Origin of the sequence: Flavobacterium sp. HSC-32F16 (assembly GCF_024171645.1) — a bacterium.
Taxonomy (GTDB): domain Bacteria; phylum Bacteroidota; class Bacteroidia; order Flavobacteriales; family Flavobacteriaceae; genus Flavobacterium.
This window is the reverse complement of sequence record NZ_JALKAC010000001.1, coordinates 1,230,437-1,251,304: the sequence shown is the minus strand read 5'-3', so window position 1 is coordinate 1,251,304 and position 20,868 is coordinate 1,230,437. Positions and strand designations below refer to the sequence as shown.

Annotated in this window: 20 protein-coding genes; 13 read left to right on the top strand and 7 right to left on the bottom strand. The window is 32.5% G+C overall.

What is annotated here, in order from left to right; translation table 11 throughout:
- Nucleotides 1-2,226 (bottom strand): FUSC family membrane protein, encoded by a 2,226-nt coding sequence (locus tag L1276_RS05475; protein WP_253786021.1) that lies wholly within the window; start codon nt 2,224-2,226, stop codon nt 1-3.
- 200 nt (nt 2,227-2,426) lie between these two features.
- On the opposite strand from L1276_RS05475, the gene def reads away from it, so the two are divergent.
- The 4 genes from def to mazG all read left to right on the top strand — a co-directional run bounded on the left by def (nt 2,427) and on the right by mazG (nt 5,463).
- Nucleotides 2,427-3,017, top strand: a complete 591-nt coding sequence (def, locus tag L1276_RS05470; RefSeq protein ID WP_253786020.1) for a peptide deformylase — start codon at nt 2,427-2,429, stop codon at nt 3,015-3,017.
- A gap of 60 nt (nt 3,018-3,077) precedes the next feature.
- Nucleotides 3,078-3,563: a DUF5606 domain-containing protein gene (locus tag L1276_RS05465; RefSeq protein ID WP_253786019.1), complete on the top strand. Its 486-nt coding sequence runs from the start codon at nt 3,078-3,080 to the stop codon at nt 3,561-3,563.
- A 224-nt stretch (nt 3,564-3,787) separates the two neighbouring features.
- Nucleotides 3,788-4,600, top strand: a complete 813-nt coding sequence (locus L1276_RS05460) for a carbonic anhydrase (RefSeq protein WP_253786018.1) — start codon at nt 3,788-3,790, stop codon at nt 4,598-4,600.
- Between the two features lie 92 nt (nt 4,601-4,692).
- Entirely contained in the window at nt 4,693-5,463 is a 771-nt protein-coding gene (gene mazG / locus L1276_RS05455; protein ID WP_253786017.1) for a nucleoside triphosphate pyrophosphohydrolase, read from the top strand.
- 2 nt (nt 5,464-5,465) lie between these two features.
- On the opposite strand, the gene L1276_RS05450 is transcribed toward mazG, so the two are convergent.
- Nucleotides 5,466-6,146: a Crp/Fnr family transcriptional regulator gene (locus L1276_RS05450; protein WP_253786016.1), complete on the bottom strand. Its 681-nt coding sequence runs from the start codon at nt 6,144-6,146 to the stop codon at nt 5,466-5,468.
- A gap of 202 nt (nt 6,147-6,348) precedes the next feature.
- Between L1276_RS05450 and L1276_RS05445 the strand changes: the two genes are divergently transcribed.
- The 8 genes from L1276_RS05445 to L1276_RS05410 all read left to right on the top strand — a co-directional run bounded on the left by L1276_RS05445 (nt 6,349) and on the right by L1276_RS05410 (nt 15,236).
- Complete coding sequence (locus L1276_RS05445) at nt 6,349-8,742, top strand: heavy metal translocating P-type ATPase metal-binding domain-containing protein (RefSeq protein ID WP_253786015.1); 2,394 nt, start codon at nt 6,349-6,351, stop codon at nt 8,740-8,742.
- A 108-nt stretch (nt 8,743-8,850) separates the two neighbouring features.
- Entirely contained in the window at nt 8,851-9,042 is a 192-nt protein-coding gene (gene ccoS, locus L1276_RS05440; RefSeq protein ID WP_253786014.1) for a cbb3-type cytochrome oxidase assembly protein CcoS, read from the top strand.
- A gap of 3 nt (nt 9,043-9,045) precedes the next feature.
- Entirely contained in the window at nt 9,046-11,229 is a 2,184-nt protein-coding gene (gene ccoN / locus L1276_RS05435; protein ID WP_253786013.1) for a cytochrome-c oxidase, cbb3-type subunit I, read from the top strand.
- A gap of 7 nt (nt 11,230-11,236) precedes the next feature.
- Complete coding sequence (locus L1276_RS05430; RefSeq protein ID WP_253786012.1) at nt 11,237-11,431, top strand: CcoQ/FixQ family Cbb3-type cytochrome c oxidase assembly chaperone; 195 nt, start codon at nt 11,237-11,239, stop codon at nt 11,429-11,431.
- A gap of 4 nt (nt 11,432-11,435) precedes the next feature.
- Entirely contained in the window at nt 11,436-12,377 is a 942-nt protein-coding gene (locus L1276_RS05425; protein ID WP_253786011.1) for a cbb3-type cytochrome c oxidase N-terminal domain-containing protein, read from the top strand.
- A 10-nt stretch (nt 12,378-12,387) separates the two neighbouring features.
- On the top strand, nt 12,388-13,806 hold the full coding sequence (gene ccoG, locus L1276_RS05420; protein ID WP_253786010.1) for a cytochrome c oxidase accessory protein CcoG: 1,419 nt from the start codon (nt 12,388-12,390) through the stop codon (nt 13,804-13,806).
- A 13-nt stretch (nt 13,807-13,819) separates the two neighbouring features.
- Nucleotides 13,820-14,269 carry a FixH family protein gene (locus L1276_RS05415; protein WP_253786009.1) on the top strand — a complete coding sequence of 150 codons (450 nt, stop codon included), beginning with the start codon at nt 13,820-13,822 and terminating at the stop codon, nt 14,267-14,269.
- 265 nt (nt 14,270-14,534) lie between these two features.
- Nucleotides 14,535-15,236: a sulfite exporter TauE/SafE family protein gene (locus L1276_RS05410; protein ID WP_253786008.1), complete on the top strand. Its 702-nt coding sequence runs from the start codon at nt 14,535-14,537 to the stop codon at nt 15,234-15,236.
- On the opposite strand, the gene hemN is transcribed toward L1276_RS05410, so the two are convergent.
- From hemN to L1276_RS05385, 5 genes are all read right to left on the bottom strand, one after another.
- Nucleotides 15,233-16,597, bottom strand: coding sequence for an oxygen-independent coproporphyrinogen III oxidase (gene hemN / locus L1276_RS05405; protein ID WP_253786007.1), 1,365 nt, complete (start codon nt 16,595-16,597; stop codon nt 15,233-15,235). The genes L1276_RS05410 and hemN overlap by 4 nt on opposite strands.
- 127 nt (nt 16,598-16,724) lie before the next feature.
- Complete coding sequence (locus L1276_RS05400; protein WP_253786006.1) at nt 16,725-17,195, bottom strand: hypothetical protein; 471 nt, start codon at nt 17,193-17,195, stop codon at nt 16,725-16,727.
- Nucleotides 17,196-17,311: 116 nt separating this feature from the next.
- Nucleotides 17,312-17,659 (bottom strand): hypothetical protein, encoded by a 348-nt coding sequence (locus L1276_RS05395; RefSeq protein ID WP_253786005.1) that lies wholly within the window; start codon nt 17,657-17,659, stop codon nt 17,312-17,314.
- Between the two features lie 116 nt (nt 17,660-17,775).
- On the bottom strand, nt 17,776-18,198 hold the full coding sequence (locus L1276_RS05390) for a DoxX family protein (protein ID WP_071637127.1): 423 nt from the start codon (nt 18,196-18,198) through the stop codon (nt 17,776-17,778).
- A 120-nt stretch (nt 18,199-18,318) separates the two neighbouring features.
- Nucleotides 18,319-19,947, bottom strand: a complete 1,629-nt coding sequence (locus L1276_RS05385; RefSeq protein ID WP_253786004.1) for an acyl-CoA carboxylase subunit beta — start codon at nt 19,945-19,947, stop codon at nt 18,319-18,321.
- A gap of 308 nt (nt 19,948-20,255) precedes the next feature.
- Here L1276_RS05385 and L1276_RS05380 point away from each other — a divergent pair, with 308 nt between their 5' ends.
- Entirely contained in the window at nt 20,256-20,846 is a 591-nt protein-coding gene (locus L1276_RS05380; protein ID WP_253786003.1) for a TetR/AcrR family transcriptional regulator, read from the top strand.
- Nucleotides 20,847-20,868: the final 22 nt, after the last annotated feature.

The window sequence follows — 20,868 nt, the reverse complement described above, 5'->3', positions numbered from 1 at the left end:
TTAATCGTTCTTTACGGCTTTTAATTCCTTTGTTATTTTTAAAATTTTCTCGGCAAGATTACTCATCCAGATCAGTTGCTCAATAACCATCGAAGCTTCCTGCATTTTAGCCTGACGGGTTTCTTTATCCAATTCGTCATCTGTTGCAAGTCGCGTAAAATTTTTACGTTTCAGTTCTTCAAACTGCAAAGTCACATCTTCTTTATCAAAAAAAGTATCCGTAATTATAGTTTCATTTCTTAAAATAGAAATCGAATTATCTAAATTAGATAGAATGGTTTTTATAATATAATTGAATGATTCTGATGCCGATGTTGTTTGATGTGATTGAATGTAAGTCGATAAAGATGCCAATGCAGATAAAAGCGAATGATTTAAAACCACCAATTTATTAACCAAAGGCATTGTTTTTTGCTTTGATTTTGGTTCCTGCATCATACGCTGAAAAGAAGTCATTAAATTTCCAATTTCAACAAAAGCATTTTTTCTGGACAATCGATAAGAAGTAGGGATTTCTTCTTCCTTTTGATTATAAAAATCGGCAATTTCTTTAAGATAATTACGATTTGCCCTAATAGCATTTTCAATATGAATAGGTGTGTTTATAAACTCCCATGCCGGCCATAAAAACTGATTGGCAAGAAAAGCTAACGTAGCTCCGGCAAGTGAATCTAAAATTCTATATTGAATTACTTCAACAACATCCGGCGTTAAGATTCCATAGATAAAAACCACATACATCGTTACAAATGTGGCACTTATTTTATAATTGATTTGTGTAAACGAAATTCCTAAAAGCATGCAGACAATAGAAAAAATACTCAAAGCAACATGATTTTGAACAACAGAAACAATTCCGAAAGCCAAAAGCCCTCCCAAAATAGTTCCGAAGATTCTATTATAAGAACGTTCTTTTGTTAAACCATAACCAGGGCGCATGATTACTACAATGGTTAGTAAAATCCAATAATTATTCTGAAGATGTAATATTTGACCCAAAATAAAACCAAGCAGAATAGTAATAGTCAAACGAAGTGAATGCCTGAAAATAGACGAAGAATAACTTAAATTTTCAGTAAGTGTCCTTAATGGATAATATTGCGGTGTTAAGAATTTTTCTAATTCCTTGTCTTTATCTTTTAACTTATAAGACTGCATTGCCAGTGATAAGGCACGCTGAATAATTTTAATTTTTCCAACTTGATTCTTGGCATATTTCAGCATATTGGTCAACATCAAAACACCCTCTGCCGCTTCTTCTTTTCCTAAAGTTTTTTCATAATCAAAAATAGCAAACTCTAAAGCGTCTAATTCGTTTTTTAAATCATTTTTATCTACATAAACAGCAATATGATGTACATTTTTAGAAAGCTTTTTAAGCGTCGATGCTAATTTGTAAGCGACATTTTGATAGGTACGCAGAACTTCCGGATGTTTGTTAAATTTTTCATGAAGTTTACTATGATCAAACGAAGTATACAGCGCAAGTTCTTGAATTTCAACTAAAGTAATAAAAACCAAAAGCATTTTTCTATTTTGGCTGGTAGTGCCAGATGCATTTTGATTTCCAATAAGCATTTTTCGTAAATCTTCATGAATCAAATTCAAATCAACTTGTATGGCAAGCTGTTTTTCAATTATTTTTTGGCGATTGGCTTCAGGACTCCATAAATCACCTCTCAGTTTTAAATATTTTGAAGTAAGTTTTATGCCTTCGGCGATTTGCAGTTCTATATATTTATAAGGTTGCACAAAGTGAAAAACAAGCGAAACGATTAAATATAAAATCCCTCCAATAAAAATAAATCCTGAATATTGAAAAGCTTCTAATCCTTCATGTAAATGCCCAAATGACAATGAAATAGACAACAACGCAGAAAACGAAACCAAAGTGGCACGCTGTCCGTAAACTGAAATCATGGAGCATAAAAAAAGTAGAAAACCCAAAAACGGATAAAATAAAAAAGGGAAAGGATAAGCAAGATTCACTAATAAATTTACACCCGAAACAATAAGAGATGCAACGATTAATCCTTTAATTTTATGACTTAAAGAACTTGGGATGTCACTGGGATAGGTATAAAAAGCACCCAGTGCAATGGTAAAACCGATTTCAAAATGTCCTAAAAAATTCAAAATTAAAACGGGCACAACTGAAGCAATTGTTACTTTTGAGGCGTTTAAAAAAGAAGTACTGTTTGTAAATTTTGAGATGTGATCAAACATATTGTGAGGTTTACTAGCAAAGTTAAGAATTGTACGAAATATTTTGGCATAATTATAGTTGAGTTTTCCATAGCTTATAAAAATTATGTTATAATGTGTGTTTACAACTATTCATTGACTATTTTTTACTATTTTTGCCAGCTGAATTATGAGAACCAATTTTTAAGGTTTTCGTTAGAAAAAACATTAAATAAAAACAAATGATTTTACCAATTGTAGGATATGGTGATCCTGTTTTAAGAAAAGTAGGTACGGCAATTACGCCAGATTATCCTAACTTAAAAGAGACAATAGCAAACATGTATGAAACCATGTATAATGCTTACGGAGTTGGACTTGCTGCACCACAGGTGGGCCTTCCAATACGTATATTTGTTATAGACACAACTCCTTTTAGTGATGACGAAGACTTACCCGAAGTTGAGCAAAAGAATTTAAAGGGTTTTAAAAAAACCTTTATCAATGCTAAAATTATTAAAGAAGAAGGTGAGGAGTGGAGTTTTAACGAAGGATGTTTAAGTATTCCAGATGTTCGTGAAGATGTTTACAGAAAACCAACTGTTACGATTGAATACTGCGAAGAAGATTTTGTAGTAAAAACAGAAGTTTTCGACGGTTTAGTTGCAAGAGTTATTCAACACGAATACGACCACATTGAAGGAGTTTTATTTACAGATAAAATATCTTCTTTGAAAAAACGTTTGATTCAAAAGAAATTGAAAAATATCACAGAAGGCAAAACGTTTCAGGAATACAGAATGAAATTTGCAGCCGCTAAAAAAGGCAGATAATGTTCTAAAAAAGGACATCAAAAAATATACTAGAAATTCTTAATACTAATTTTAATAAACATGAATTTAGACAAAATTTTAGCCATTTCAGGGAAACCAGGTTTATATGTATTGAAAGTGCAGACTCGTACAGGTTTTGTGGCAGAATCATTATTGGATGGAAAAAAAATTACAGTAAACTTAAAAAGTAACGTAAGTTTATTATCTGAAATTTCAATTTATACATACGAAGGAGAAAAACCATTGACTGAAGTAATGCAGAAAATTGCAGTAAAAGAAAACAAAGGTCAGGCTATTTCTCATAAAGAAGATAATGCAACTTTAAGCACTTATTTTAAAGAAATTTTACCAGAATATGATGAAGAAAGAGTTTATCCTTCTGATATTAAAAAAGTATTAAACTGGTACAATACGTTACAGGCTAAAGGTTTAGTAACTGATTTGGCTCCGGCTCCGGCTGAAACTCCAGAAGAAGCGCCTGTTGCTGAAGAAAAACCAAAAAAAGCTCCGGCTGCTAAAAAAGCAAAGGCTAAAAAAGAAGAATAGCAGTTTTTTGCATTCAAATATAATAATCCTGTTAAGATGATTTCTTGACAGGATTTTTTTTGTTTAAAATTAAATTTTAATTTTGTAGGAAAAATATTTAATTAAATTTAAAAAGAAATTCAGTTTTAATCAGTTTTTTTTTGTAACTGTTTATTTATTATTGTTTTGCGTGAAATTTAAAAATGTTTTTTTCAACTTTGAGTTAAATTTTAAATGATATGAAAATGAAAAATGAAATGAGAAATTTTGCAATTATTATGTGTTTAGTATTACTTATATCTTGCAATAACAAATCAAAAGAAACAGAACAATCTGTAGTTTCTTCTGACACAACAAAGACTACAGAAAATCACCATAAAAAACATTGGGATTATCAAGGTGAAACAGGACCGGAACATTGGTCAGAAATGGATCAGAACGATTGCGGAGGAAAAACGCAATCTCCAGTTGATATTGTAGAAACGGAAAACGATAAAACACTAAAACCAATTGACTTTCATTACAATCAAAAAACTAAAATTCATGACGTTATAAATAACGGACACACCATTCAGTTTGATTTTGATAGTGGAGATTTTATCATAATTAACGGAGAACGTTATGAACTAAAACAATTTCACTTTCATGAATCGGCAGAACACACTATAAAAGGCGTGAGATATCCGTTAGAAATTCATATGGTGCACAAAAGTAAAACAGGAAAATTTGCTGTAGTTTCTATTATGGCTCAGGAAGACAGAAAAAGCAATGAAACTTTTGAGTTTTTGGATAAATACCTTCCATCTAAAGTTAATGATACCGTAAAAGTTAATAACGACTTTAATATAAATAAAGTACTTCCTGAAAACAAAACATACTACACGTACGAAGGCTCTTTAACAACGCCGCCGTGTACAGAAGGTGTGCAATGGTTTATATTTAAAAACCAAATAGATGTTTCAATCCAAATGATTCAAGATTTGAAAAAGCTAATGCCAGTAAATAATTTTAGAACTGTACAGGAATTAAATGGCAGAAAAATTAAGGAATCCATATAAAACAAAAAAGAAGGCAATCGAACCTTCTTTTTTGTTTTATAGAACATAATAATCACCAAATTATACTAATTTTGAAATATTAAAATATACAAATGAGCAAAGAACTTCAATTAAAAGCCTTCGAAAGATTATTGATTATAATGGATGAACTTCGTGCGCAATGTCCTTGGGATAAAAAACAAACTTTGCAGACATTAAGGCATTTGACAATCGAAGAAACTTATGAATTGGGCGATGCTATTTTGGATAATGATTTAAACGAAGTAAAAAAAGAACTTGGTGATTTGTTATTGCATATCGTGTTTTACGCCAAGATAGGTTCAGAAACAAATGATTTTGATATTACAGATGTCTGCAATGAAATCTGTGACAAATTAATTCATCGTCATCCGCATATTTACAGCGATACTGTTGTAAAAGATGAAGAAGAGGTAAAACAAAACTGGGAAAAACTAAAGCTTAAAGAAGGAAAAAAATCAGTTCTAGAAGGCGTTCCGAGAAGTTTACCTGCATTAGTAAAAGCAAGCCGTATTCAGGATAAAGTAAAAGGCGTTGGTTTTGACTGGGAAGAACCGCATCAGGTTTGGGATAAAGTTCAGGAAGAGCTGGATGAACTACAAGTAGAGGTACAAGCTGGAGATCAGGATAAAATTGAAGCCGAATTTGGAGACGTTTTATTCTCAATGATTAACTATGCCCGATTTTTAAACGTGAATCCCGAAGATGCTTTAGAGAGAACCAATAAAAAATTCATCAAACGTTTTCAATATTTAGAAAGCAAAGCTTCGGAATTAGGAAAACCTTTAATGGATATGACTCTTGCGGAAATGGATGTTTTTTGGAATGAAGCGAAAAAGCTATGAAATTATTCAGCCAGCTTTTTTAATGCTTTTACATTTTTCAGCATAATTTTTTTACCAACTAATTCAATCAATTCCAGTTTGTTAAAGTCAGATAATAATCGAATACAGCTTTCAGTTGCAGTTCCAATTATTCCTGCAAGTTCTTCTCTGGTAAGTTGAACTTTAAGGGTTTTATCTGGATTTTCACCAAAATCATCATGAAGTTGTAATAAGGTTTCGGCTAAACGCTGTTTTACCGTTTTTTGAACTAAAGCAATTTTATCATTATCAGATTCCTTTAGATCTTCACATACAGACTGCATCAGATTCAAAGAAAATTGATTATTGTTATTAAAAAAGTGAATGATTTCTGTTTTCGGAATGAAACAAACCTCCATGTCAGCAATTGCCTTTGCAGATAAATTAGCAGGTTCATTACTAATCATAGAACGCTGTCCTAAAAGTTCACCTGATTTAACAAGTTTTACGATTTGATCTTTTCCGTTGGCACTTAATTTAGAAAGTTTTCCAACTCCGTCTTTAACACAAAAAACGCCGTTTGTTACTTCACCTTCTTCAAAAATAGCCTCACCTTTTTTAATTGTATAGGTGGTTTTGCTATTAGCCAGTTTCACAACCTCGTCTTTATTAAGGGCTTTTAATGAGGAAAGCTGTCTTACGATACATTGATCACATTTATTCATAGCAAAAGTAATTTGGTGCAAAATTAACGAATATTGCGGTTCAAAGGTAATTTTATTATTAAAAAAACATATAAAAATACGATAACGTTATTGGAGCGTTTTATTTCATTATATTAGAATTTGGATTTATTGTAACATGATAAATGTCATGGTTATTGTCACTACTTATTTGGAATATTTGCACAATTAAAAAAAACAAATTATGAGTGAGCAGAGTTGTTTTCACTGTGGGCTTGAAATCCCTAAAGATGAAGAGATCAATTTTGATGAGAAAATGTTTTGTTGTACAGGTTGTAAAACAGTCTACGAAATTTTTAGTCTAAATGATTTAACCTGTTATTATGATTTTGAAAAATCTCCTGGTGCAACCCCGCAGGATATAAAGGGAAAATATGACTTTTTGGATAACGAATCTATTCTTGCCAAAGTTTTAGAGTTTCAGGAAGCAAATACCTCAATAGTTTCATTAAATATACCTCACATTCACTGTAGTTCATGTATCTGGATTCTTGAGAATCTAAACCGCTTACAACCTGGTATAAGCAGTTCACAAGTTAATTTTCCTGAGAAAAAAGTTAGAATTACCTTTAATTCAGATCTTGTATCTCTAAAATCAATAGCTTATTTATTAAGCTCAATTGGTTATGAACCTTATATAAGTTTAGAAAACTACGAAACAGGAAAAACTAAGGTAGACAGAAGTCTAACCTATAAACTAGGTGTCGCATTTTTCTGTTTTGGAAACATTATGCTTCTTTCATTTCCGGAATATTTTGAAATGAAAGAATTTTGGCTTGACAGCTATAAACCTTTTTTTAGATTATTGATTTTCATTTTAGCTCTGCCTAGTTTCTTTTATTCGGCAAGCGGTTATTACGTTTCAGCATACAAAAGTATTAAAAGCGGTATGCTGAATATTGATATTCCAATTGCGTTAGGAATCATCGTAATGTTTATCCGAAGTACTTATGATATGCTTATGGATCACGGACCGGGCTTTTTTGACAGTTTGGCCAGTTTGGTTTTCTTCATGCTTCTTGGAAAAATGTTTCAAATTAAAACCTATAGTTTTTTAAGTTTCGAAAGAGATTTTAAATCTTATTTTCCTATTGCAGTTACCAGAATTAATTCAGATGCTTCTGAAGAAAGTGTGCCAATTTATGATGTTTTAAAAGGAAACAGACTTTTAATTAGAAATCAGGAATTAATTCCCGTTGATGGTATTTTAATCAGTGAAAAAGCAGAGATTGATTATAGTTTTGTTACTGGAGAAGCAGTTCCAATTACAAAAAAATCAGGCGATAAAGTTTTTGCCGGCGGAAAACAGATTGGAAAAGTAATTGAAATGGAAGTTTTGCATTCTGTTTCCCAAAGTTACTTAACACAATTATGGAGCAATGAAGTTTTTCAGAAAAAAGTACAGCAAAAACATAAAACAATTACAGATGCAATAAGCCGTTATTTTACACCAATTTTATTATTGATTGCATTTGCAGGATTTGGATATTGGATATTTATTGATGCAAACATTGCTTTTAATGTTTTTACAGCAGTTTTAATTGTAGCATGTCCTTGTGCGTTGGCGTTAACGGCTCCTTTTACCTTTGGCAATATTTTGAGGATAATGGGGAAACAAAAAATGTATCTTAAAAATGCTTTGGTTATAGAACAATTGGCTAAAGTTGATACTATTGTTTTTGATAAAACCGGAACTATTACAACCAACAAAAAATCGAATATTACATACGAAGGAACCAATATTTCTGATGAGAACTTTTTATTGATTAAAAATGTCCTTAGAGGATCAAATCATCCGCTAAGTAGGATGTTATATGACTTTTTGCCTGAATATAAACGAATTAAAATAGACGATTTTCAGGAAATTACAGGAAAAGGAATTTTGGCAGTCGTAGAAGGTAAAGAAATAAAAATTGGATCTTCGGCATTTGTTGAAAGTCCTGATTTAGATATATCTGAAATAGAACGAACAGCGCTTCATATCAAAATTGATAATCTTTATTTTGGAAAATTTGTTTTTCAAAATCAATATCGTCAAGGTCTGGAACAATTATTTGCAAGACTAAGTAAAGAATACAGTATTAAAGTTCTTTCAGGAGATAATGATGGAGAAAGAAATGTTTTGGAAGACATCCTGCCAAAAAATACAGAACTGATATTTAATCAAAAACCAGAACAAAAATTAGAATTTATCAAAAAACTTCAATCACACGGTAAAAACGTTATGATGGTTGGAGATGGTTTAAACGATGCCGGAGCTTTGGCACAAAGTAATGTTGGTATTTCGGTTTCTGAAAACGTAAACGTATTTTCTCCTGCCTGCGATGCAATTTTAGATGCAGGTGTGTTTTCGCGGCTGAATTACTTCTTGAAGTTGTCTCATAAGTCAATTTTGATAATCAAAATGAGTTTTACTTTGTCGCTGCTTTATAATGTAGTTGGACTGGCATTTGCAGTTACCGGAAACTTAAACCCGCTTGTTGCCGCAATCATAATGCCGTTAAGCACAATTACTATTGTAAGCTTCGTAACAATTATGTCTAACTATTTCAATAAGAGAAATTTATATTTGTTTTGAATAATTAAAAGAATATTTTATCTAATTTTAGTATTCTTCTCCGACTATGATAATTATCATATTTTAAACGCCAATCACCTAGTAATTTTGTTAACATAAATTTACGGTATGAGTGTTATTTATCTTTTAATTTCAGTAAGTATTTTCGTCGCAATTTGTTTCTTTATTGCTTTCATCGTTGCAGTCAAATCCGGCCAATACGACGACGATTATACGCCCTCGGTCAGAATTCTTTTTGATGACGAGACCAAAATTGCTTCTCAAAATAATAATCAACCAATAGAAGAAAAACAAGTATAAATTATGGAAATGGAACAGTTTTATTACGACAACAAAATTGTAAAAAAATTCATTTACGCCACCATTCTTTTTGGAGTTGTGGGTATGTTAGTGGGACTGACCTTAGCGGTTATGTACCTTTTTCCCAATATTACAGATGGGATTTCATGGCTTAGTTATGGTCGTTTAAGACCTTTACACACAAATGCCGTTATTTTCGCCTTTGTTGGGAATGCTTTTTTTGCAGGTATGTATTACTCAATGCAAAGATTGCTAAAAGCCAGAATGTTTAGTGACTTTTTAAGTAATCTGCATTTCTGGGGCTGGCAGTTAATTATTGTTGCAGCCGCAATTACATTACCATTAGGTTATACTTCTTCAAAAGAGTATGCAGAACTTGAATGGCCTATTGATATTGCAATAGCGTTAATTTGGGTAGTAATGGGGATTAATATGATAGGTACAATGCTTCGAAGAAGAGAGCGTCATCTGTATGTAGCGATTTGGTTTTACCTTGCTACTTTTGTTACAGTGGCTGTACTGCATATTTTTAACAACATCGAAATTCCGGTTTCAGCATTAAAAAGTTATTCAGTTTACGCTGGTGTTCAGGATGCTTTGGTACAATGGTGGTATGGGCATAATGCGGTTGCATTTTTCTTGACAACGCCATTCTTAGGATTAATGTATTATTTTGTTCCTAAAATCGCTAACCGTCCAATTTACTCCTATAGATTATCAATTATTCACTTCTGGTCTTTAATTTTTATCTATATCTGGGCAGGACCACATCACTTATTATATTCTGCTTTACCAAACTGGGCTCAAAATTTAGGTGTTGCCTTTTCAGTAATGCTTATTGCTCCATCTTGGGGAGGTATGATCAACGGACTTTTGACATTAAGAGGTGCCTGGGATAAAGTTCGTGAAGAACCAGTTTTAAAATTCTTCGTTGTAGCAATTACAGGTTACGGAATGGCAACTTTTGAAGGGCCAATGTTATCTCTTAAAAACGTAAATGCTATTGCACATTACACTGACTGGATCGTAGCTCACGTACACGTAGGAGCTTTAGCATGGAACGGATTTATGTCATTTGCTATTATTTACTGGTTGATTCCACGAATGACAAAAACAACATTGTTCTCTAAAAAATTGGCAAATTTCCATTTCTGGATTGGTACTCTGGGTATTATTGTATACACAATTCCATTATATGTAGCTGGTTTTCAACAAGCCTCAATGTGGAAACAATTTAATCCAGACGGAACTTTAACTTACGGAAACTTCCTTGAAACTGTAACAGCTATTATGCCAATGTATTGGATGAGAGCAATTGGAGGTAGTTTGTATCTAATAGGAATGTTGACATTAGTTTATAACATCATTATGACGGTTAGAGCTGGTGAAACAATTGAAGATGAATTAGCTCAGGCTCCGGCTTTACAAAAAATAAGCAGTAACAGATTGAGCGGAGAAAAATTCCACTCATGGTTAGAAAGAAAACCTATTCAATTAACTATTCTGGCTACTATTGCTATTTTAATTGGAGGTATTATTCAGATTGTACCAACGATTATGGTAAAATCAAATATTCCAACTATTTCAAGTGTAAAACCATATACACCGTTAGAACTTGAAGGACGTGATTTATATATCAGAGAAGGATGTGTAGGTTGTCATTCACAATCAGTTCGTCCTTTTAGAAGTGAAGTAGAGCGTTATGGAGTTCAGGCAAAAGCAGGAGAATTTGTATATGACCATCCATTTTTATGGGGATCTAAACGTACAGGTCCGGATTTATTGAGAGTAGGAGGTAAGTACAATGACAACTGGCATTTTAATCATATGTGGAATCCTCAAAGTACATCAGCAGGATCAATCATGCCAGGTTACAAATGGTTGTTTGATAATAAACCTTTAGATATCTCATTGACTCAAAAGAAAATGAATGCTATGATTACACTTGGAGTTCCTTATTCAGCAAAAGAGGTTGAAGATGCACAAAGAACATTAAGAGATCAGGCAGTCAAAATAGAAAAAAGCTTAGAAAGCGATCCTGACTTTGTAAAAAGTTATGAAGACAGCAAGAAAAAAGCTGTTGCAAAAGGTGAAAAATTCATTCCAATGAATGAAAGAGAAATTGTCGCTTTGATTGCTTATATACAAAGACTTGGTACTGATATTAAAGTAAAAGAAACTAAATAACAGCATTATGTTTGAACAAATAAAACACAATATGGAAACAATATCGGGTATAGAAATTTACCCGATACTTTCCCTCTTGATTTTCTTCTTCTTTTTCGTAGGATTAGGCATTTGGGTGTTTTCGTATAAAAAAGATAAAATTCAGGAAATGAGTAATATACCTTTAGAAGAAGGACAAGTTATAATCTCAAAAGATAGATAAAAAAATGAAAAAGTTTTTCCCAGTATATGTTAGAGTACCGTTGATTTTCTTCATCGTATTTGCTTTGATGGAATATTTTATAGATTCAGGCGATAAACCTGCTTTCATAAAATACCCAATGGTATCTGTCTTTTTATTTGTCTTCTTATTCATTTTGATTGCAATCGAAGTTACACTTAGTGCTGTAAATCGTGTAATGTATCAATTAATGTCTCCAGAAGAAAAGGCAAAATTAGAATACGAAAATAGTTTAAGCTTTAAAGAAAGCACTTGGTTCAAAGATTTAATGCACAAGCTTACCAAAACAGAACCAATGTCTAAAGAAGCTGATCTATTGATGGATCACGATTATGACGGAATCAAAGAGCTTGACAACAATTTACCGCCATGGTGGGTATATTTATTCTACATCTGTATCATTTTTGGAGTTATCTATGTAGTTCGTTACGATGTTTTAGGAGCGGATGACCAAGAAATGGAGCTTAAAAAAGAAATGGCACAGGCAAAAATTGATGTTGAAGAATATTTAAAAACAGCCCCAGATTTAATGGATGAAAAAACGGTTGTTTTACTTACAGACGAACCAAGTTTAGCTTCAGGAAAAGAAATCTTTACAACTAATTGCGCGGCTTGCCACAGAGCAGATGGAGGAGGTCAGATTGGACCTAACTTAACAGATGATCGTTGGATTTTAGGAGGAGGAATTAAAAACCTTTTCCATACAATTACAAACGGAGGACGTGATGGAAAAGGGATGATTGCCTGGAAAGGAACCCTGAAACCAAAAGAAATTCAAAAAGTAGCAAGTTACATTTTGTCGTTACAAGGATCAAATCCAAAAGATCCAAAAGAAGCAGAAGGGGAAGTTTGGGTAGATGAAAGCGCTCCAATCAACGATGCATCTTCAGCTGCACCAAAAAAAGATACCACAGAAGTTAAAAAATAAATAGAATACCATGTCAAATTTACCAGACGAAGATTTTAGAGATACTATTGGAACGATAGATGAAGGTGGTAAACGAAAGTTTATTTTCCCCAAAAAACCGTCTGGTAAATTTTATGATTATCGAAAAATTGTCAGCTACATTTTATTGACAATTTTAATAATAAATCCGTTTATAAAAATAAACGGAAACCAGTTTATGATGTTCAATATCATTGAACGTCGTTTTAATATCTTCGGATTTCCTTTTTGGCCGCAAGATTTTTACCTCTTTGTAATTTCAATGCTTATCGGCGTTGTATTTATCCTTTTATTTACCGTTGTTTTTGGTCGAATATTTTGTGGGTGGATTTGTCCGCAGACCATTTTTCTTGAAATGGTTTTTCGCCGAATAGAATACTGGATTGATGGAGACCGCGGTTCACAATCACGTTTAGCAAGACAAGAATGGAATGCTGAAAAAATCAGAAAAAGATTGACTAAGTGGACAATTTTCTTTTTAATCTCTTTCATTATTGCCAATGTTTTTCTGGCTTATTTAGTTGGAAGTGATGCTTTACTTTTAATGATTGAACAAGGACCAATTCAGCAGGCGAGTAATTTTATTGCACTTCTTATTTTTACCGGAGTTTTTTATTTTGTATTTGTTTGGTTTCGTGAACAGGTTTGTATTATTGCTTGTCCATACGGAAGATTACAAGGTGTTCTTTTAGATAATAAATCAATCAACGTTGCGTATGATTTTGTTAGAGGAGAAAAAGAAGAAGGAAGAGCAAAGTTTAATAAAAAAGAAAATAGAGCTTTAACCGGAAAAGGAGATTGTATTGATTGTCTTCAGTGTGTTAATGTATGCCCAATGGGAATTGACATTCGAAACGGAACTCAGTTAGAATGTACAAATTGTACCGCTTGTATTGATGAATGTGATCATATAATGAAAAGTGTAGGACTGCCAAAAGGACTTATACGTTATGCATCAGAAGATGAAATCGTTAAAAAAGAACCTTTTAAGTTCAATGCGAGAATGAAAGGTTACAGTGCCGTTTTATTTATATTAATGAGTGTTTTTGTTGGAATGTTATTTTTAAGAACTGACCTTCAAGCTGTGGTTTTACGTTTGCCAGGACAGCTTTTTCAACATAAAGGAGAAAAAATCAGCAACGTTTATACTTATAAAATTGTCAACAAGACAATGAAAGATTACAACGATATTCATTTTGAATTAATCGATCAAAAAGGTGAAATTACAAATGTTGGAAAACAGCATTTTAAAGTAGCAAAAGAAGGAATTTCACAAGGAACACTATTTATAGAAATAGATGAAGTTCTGCTGGAAAGTGATAAAACTAATGTGAAAATTGGCGTTTATAACGGCAAAGAACTTCTGGAAACTACCAAAACAAATTTCTTAGGACCACGAAGTTTTAATTAAAAAAATTACTATCATGAAAATTAATTGGGGAACCGGAATTGTCATTGCATTTGCATTGTTTATGACCTTTATTTTATACTTTGTTTTTGAAGTACAGTCAAATAGTAAATATGACAATGATTTAGTTGTAGAAGAATATTACAAACACGATACGCATTTTCAGGAAGAAATGGCCCGAATTCAGAATGCGTATGATTTACAGCATAAGCCTTCAATTAAGTTTGAAGAAGAAGGTGTAAAAGTTACTTTTCCTGCCACTTTTGAAAGTGATAAAATAAAAGGGAACATTTTATTGTACAGACCTTCAAATAAAAAATTTGATTTTGATACTCAGATTGCTTTAACGAATTCTTCTATAGTTATTCCGCACAAAAAATTAATCAAAGGACGTTGGGATGTTAATATGGAATGGCAGTATGAAGGAAAAAAATACCTGACAAAAGAAGTTATCTACGTAAATTGATTAAGTCTTTTTGTTTAAAAAGTTTAGTACCTACCAGACAATATAGTATTCGAGTATTTCTTTTTTATCGATATTTTTTCTCTACAAGATTTACTTGAATAATATTATGTGAGCAGTTACATATTAATAAAAAGTATTGATAATTGGCTATAATAAAATATGCTTCGTTAGGAGCAGCACATTGATAAAAAAATTGTGATATCTACAAAATAAAATGTTCCGTAGGGACTAGACATTAATAACGAATAAATTATCAAATAATAAAATGTTATTTTCAGCATTCATATTAGGTCTTATCAGCAGTCTGCATTGTGTTGGAATGTGCGGGCCTATTGCTATGATGCTTCCTGTTGATCATCAAAATGAAGCTAAAAAAGTAACGCAGATTATTACCTATCATTTAGGAAGATTAACGGCATACTCTGCAATTGGTTTAATCTTCGGATTGTTAGGAAGAGGATTTTTTTTAGCTGGAATGCAGCAGAGAATGTCTATTTTTATTGGTATTGCAATGATTTTAATTGTTTTAATACCTGAAAAAGTTTTTGCAAAATATAATTTTTCAAAGCCTGTATATAAAATTATTTCAAATATAAAATCAAGTTTAGGAAGCCAGTTTAAAAAGAAAAGTTACAAATCTCTTTTTACAATTGGTTTACTAAATGGTTTTTTACCTTGCGGAATGGTATATGTTGCTTTATTTGGAGCAATCGCCATGCAGAGTGCCGGCTTTGGTGTTTTGTATATGTTATTATACGGATTAGGAACTATTCCTTTAATGACGATCGTGGTTTACATTAATTCCTTATTAAAATTACCATTTCGAAATAAAATCCAAAAAGCAATTCCTTATGTTGCAGTAATTATTGGAATCTTGTTTATTTTAAGAGGATTGGGTTTAGGAATTCCCTATTTATCTCCTTCAAATATGAGTTTATTTGTTCAGGGAACTCCTAATTGTCATTAAACCGTCATCGAAAACAAATTCGTTTCTGGTGATTTTCTTTTTAAATGTAAATCAAAAGCCATACAGATGTTGCGAACAAACGGTCTTCCGGCTTCTGTAATTTTGATTTTATTTTCTTCAATTGTAATTAATTGATCATTTTCTATTTCTTTTAAAGCCATTAAAACTTCAGGTAATTCTTTAAAATATAAAGAATCATTATTCCAGGAGGTTTCAAGTTCACAAGTTAAATTTAGGATATGTTTCCTGATGATAAGATCTTCATCATTTAAAATATGACCTTTTACAACCGGAAGCTGGTTCCATTCTAAAATTTGATAATAATCTTCCAGATTTTTAGTATTTTGAGCAAAACCATACCAGCTGTCACTGATTGAAGAAACTCCTAACCCAATCATAAGCTGCGTTTTAGAAGCGCTGTATCCCATAAAGTTTCTGTGCATTGTCTTATTTTGTGCCGAATGATATAAACTGTCAGATTTCAAAGCAAAATGATCCATACCTATTTCATGATACCCATTTTCAGAAAGTAATTGTTTTCCAGTTTCGTAAAGTTTTCTTTTTTCGGCATCTTTTGGAAGGTTTTCTTCATTAAAACCACGTTGTCCGTTACCTTTAATCCAAGGCACGTGGGCGTAGCTGTAAAATGCAAGTCGGTCTGGTTTTACGGAGTTGGTTTTTTCAACCGTATCGATTACATCTTCAACTGTTTGAAAAGGAAGTCCAAATATAATGTCATGTCCTATGGAAGTATAACCAATCTCTTTGGCCCAAAAAGTTACTTTTGCTACATTATGAAAGGGCTGAATACGATTGATTGCTTTCTGTACTTTTTCTGAATAATCCTGAACACCAAAACTAACTCGGCGAAAGCCTAAATCATATAACTTTTTCAGTTGTTCGTATGTTGTATTGTTAGGATGTCCCTCAAAACTAAATTCATGATTTTCTGCTTTATTAGCAAAGCTGAAAATACCGTTTATCAGATGTTCTAAATTATTTACAGAAAAGAAAGTAGGTGTTCCGCCGCCCAAATGTATTTCTTTTATAAAAGGTTTTTCAGGTAGTACGCTGCAGTACAAACTCCACTCTTTTAAAACGGCTTGTATATATTTTTCTTCGACAGAATGATTTTTTGTAATTCGTTTGTTGCAGCCGCAAAAGGTGCACATGCTTTCGCAAAAAGGTAAATGAATGTATAAACTTATTCCATTTTGAGAGTTGCTTTCAGAAAATGCTCTTTGAAATGATGATTTCCATTCTTCTGCTGTAAAAGCAGCTTCATTCCAGTACGGCACGGTAGGATAGCTGGTGTATCTTGGCCCTGGTACATTGTACTTTTGGGTTAGTGAAATTTTCATAAAGACGGATTTAGTTTTCACCAAAATTACTGTATGAAACTGGGGTATAAAATGACAAATATCATATTAATTAACAAAAAAAAGAGACTCTTAAAGAGCCTCTTTCTACTGAATTAAATAACTAACATTAAATAGAATCCTGAATGATTTTAAGCCATTTTTTCGCAAACATATGATCTTGATACACACTAATTTGTTTTATGCGGTCATCATCAAAATCATAGAATGGAATTATTATTTTTCTAGAAGTTTCTTTATCCTGAAACTCAAAATCGATTTTTATTATAGTATCTGAATTACCTTCTGTGGTTAAAACTAACTTACAAGAGGAAACACTTTTCAAATCAACATAGGTTGATTCCTGCTGATTGGGGTTGAAATTCATCAAAATGAATTTTCTGTTTTTGTGATCGATAGTAAGCGTTTTATTACTTTGAGATTCAGTCAAATCAAATTCCTCCGGATTGTTTGGATTGAATTTCTTTTTGATGTTTAATATTCTTGATTTGTTTGCAGCGCTCGATCGTGCTGAAAAATAGATTGGAATGGCTACTATGATGGCGATCACAATACCAATTATGGTTACACTTGTTTCCATTGTTTTGATTTTAATTTTTGGTGAAAAATAAATGAAATGATAAACAGTTTTCGAATTGAAAACGGCTTAATTATTTTTGAAGAATTGCTTCTTCAGAATAAAATTTCAAGATTTATTTACCAAAAGAAATGGAAAGCGTAGAGCAGTAATAGGATTTTTTTGCTCTGAGTGGTAAACTGACTAGTAAAGTTAAATGCAGATTTAACTGCTTTATGCTGTGGAATTACGACCAGCAGAGCATCAAACCATTTAATAACTGCAATTGTATCTGTTTTGATATTTGCAGAAAATTGATAACTGCCCTGAGGCTGGATAAATGCTGATGAATCGGCGATTTCTTTACAGAAATTGGTGTCCGTTTTTTGACTTTCAATTTTTTGCACAGGAAACTCATCTGCCTGAGCGGCAAAAAGGCCTATGATCAAAAGTGATACAAAAAGTATGGTTTTACGAATCCAATTCATGGCTGCGAATTTAGTTCATAAAACACAATAAACGAAATTTTTAGTGCTAATTACTTCTTAAAAATGGCTTTATTATTTTATCCTCAACATTTGTAGTTTAGTTGAGGATAAAATGATTATTGCTGCATTTTAAAGTAATAGTCGGCTGAGTGTTTTCCTCCTCCGTAAAATAAGAAGAAAATGCAAAGCAGTAAAACTACAATTGCAAGAATTAAACTTTCAGAATGCATGCGTCCCATAAAGTTAACGAGAACAGCACCAAATAGTACAGGTAATTGAGCTGCAATTGCCCAGCGGGTAAGCAGCCCGAATACAATCATTATACCTCCAATCATATGAGCTGGTGCAATGTAGTGTAAAAGAAACATACCGCCGCCAAACTGATCTATAGGAGAAATTAAATCATGTAAATACTGAACGTTGGTTACAAATGAAATTCCTTTCATAAATAAAAAAACACCCAATATAATACGCACCAAATCTACTGGTAAATAAGTGTGCGAATTGGCCCACTTATTTAAGCTTTTTACATTTTCCATGATACTACGTGATTAAAAATTACATATAAAGTTACTAATTTTTAATGATATATTTAATTTAAGTATCTGAAAATAAGTTTTTTGCTATTTATTTAACATGTTTTTGGAATATGTAAATTGCTAAACCTGAATTACACCCAAATTAAAGGTTTTTTGAATAGGAGCGTGATTAGCAGCTTCGATTCCCATTGAAATCCATTTGCGGGTATCAAGCGGATCAATAATGGCATCTGTCCATAAGCGTGATGCGGCGTAATAAGGTGAAGTCTGCTCGTCGTAGCGTGCTTTTATTTTGTTGAATAGTTCAGTTTCTTTGGTTTCATCAACGATTTCTCCTTTTGCTTTAAGCGAAGAAGCTTCGATTTGGGCTAAAACTTTGGCTGCCTGAGTGCCGCCCATAACGGCAAGTTCAGCACTTGGCCAGGCAAATATTAATCTTGGATCATATGCTTTTCCGCACATGGCATAATTTCCTGCACCATAAGAATTCCCTACAATAACAGTGAATTTTGGCACAACCGAATTACTTACGGCATTTACCATTTTAGCACCGTCTTTAATAATCCCGCCATGTTCTGATTTTGAACCTACCATAAAACCGGTTACGTCTTGTAAAAATACCAACGGAATTTTCTTTTGGTTACAATTGGCAATAAAACGGGTTGCTTTATCGGCACTGTCAGAATAAATAACACCGCCAAACTGCATTTCGCCTTTTTTTGTTTTTACCACTTTACGCTGATTAGCTACAATACCAACTGCCCAGCCGTCAATTCTGGCGTAACCGGTAATTAAAGATTGACCGTAACCATCTTTATAAGCTTCAAATTCTGAATTATCAACCAAACGATTGATGATTTCCATCATGTCATATTGCTCGTTTCGGGCTTTTGGTAAAATTCCGTAAATGTCATTCTGGTCTAAAGCAGGTTTTTCAGACTTAATTCGGCTGTAGCCAGCTTTATCAAAATCACCAATTTTATCTACAATACTTTTAATTTTATCTAAAGCATCTTTATCATCTTTCGCTTTATAATCTGTTACTCCAGAAATTTCGCAGTGTGTTGTTGCTCCGCCTAAAGTTTCATTATCAATCGTTTCACCAATTGCAGCTTTAACTAAATAACTTCCAGCAAGGAAAATACTGCCTGTTTTATCTACAATTAAAGCTTCATCGCTCATAATTGGCAGATAAGCACCTCCCGCAACGCAGCTTCCCATAACGGCAGCAATTTGCGTTATTCCCATACTGCTCATTTGAGCGTTGTTTCTAAAAATGCGTCCGAAATGTTCTTTATCAGGAAAAATTTCATCCTGCATTGGCAGATAAACTCCTGCACTGTCTACCAAGTAAATAATAGGAAGTCTGTTCTCCATTGCAATTTCCTGAGCGCGCAGGTTTTTTTTGCCAGTAATTGGGAACCATGCACCAGCTTTTACAGTTGCATCATTGGCAACCACAATACATTGTTTTCCTTTTATATATCCTATTTTAATAACAACTCCGCCAGAAGGGCATCCGCCGTGTTCAGCGTACATTCCTTCGCCGGCAAAACCGCCAATTTCAATATTTTCTGAATTTTCGTCTAATAAATAAGCGATACGTTCACGAGCGGTCATTTTTCCTTCGGAATGTAGTTTTTCGATTCGTTTTTCGCCTCCGCCCAGTTTTACTTTGGCAAATTTTTGTTTTAGTTCTGAAAGTAATAGCTTATTGTGATCTTCGTTTTTATTGAAGTTTAAATCCATGATATAATATTGATTTTACAAAATAGTGTTGGCTAATTTACAAAATCAATTGAAATAAACCGATTGCTTTGTGAATTAAGAAAAATTTTATAATTCTGTTTTTTTTATTTAAATACATAGAAACATAGGATTTATAGTTTGAAGAGGAAGTAAAAAGAAACTAGTTTCTAATACATGGCCCTAACTATGTTTGTTTAAACAAGTGAAATGCCTTTTTGAGCTTGCTGAATTTATGTTTCTATGTGTTTAAATTAATTACCCAATAATTTTTCTTTAATTTGTTTTTTCATACTAACTAGTATTTTTTTATGTATAAAGCTGCAAATACCCGACTTACGATTCTTAATAAAGCATTTGAATTGATCTATACAAAAGGTTATCAAACCACCAGTATTGATGAAATTATTGCAACAACCCAAGTTACAAAAGGTGCTTTTTATTACCATTTTAAAACCAAAGATGAAATGGGAATTGCGATTATAGAAGAAATTCTTAAACCTACAATGCAGGAAAATTTTATAAAACCTACTGAAGCTTCGCAAAATCCAGTTGAAGATTTTTATAATATGATTTCGTATTTATTGCTCGACGATCCTTTTTTGCAGGTAAAATACGGTTGCCCGGTTGGAAATCTCACGCAGGAAATGACACCATGGAATAACAGGTTTAGTGAAGCTTTAGCTGAATTGGTTGATTTATGGAAAAAGACAATTATAAATTCCATCGAAAAAGGGAAAGAATCGGGTTTGATTCGCAAAGATGTAGTAGGAGAACAAGTGGCCTTTTTTATCTTATCCGGCTATTGGGGAATACGAAATTTCGGAAAACTTCAAAATGATAATTCCTCATATATTGTTTATTTGAAAGAACTTAGGAGTTATTTAAATGGCTTGAAATAAAATTATTTTTCAAAAACATACT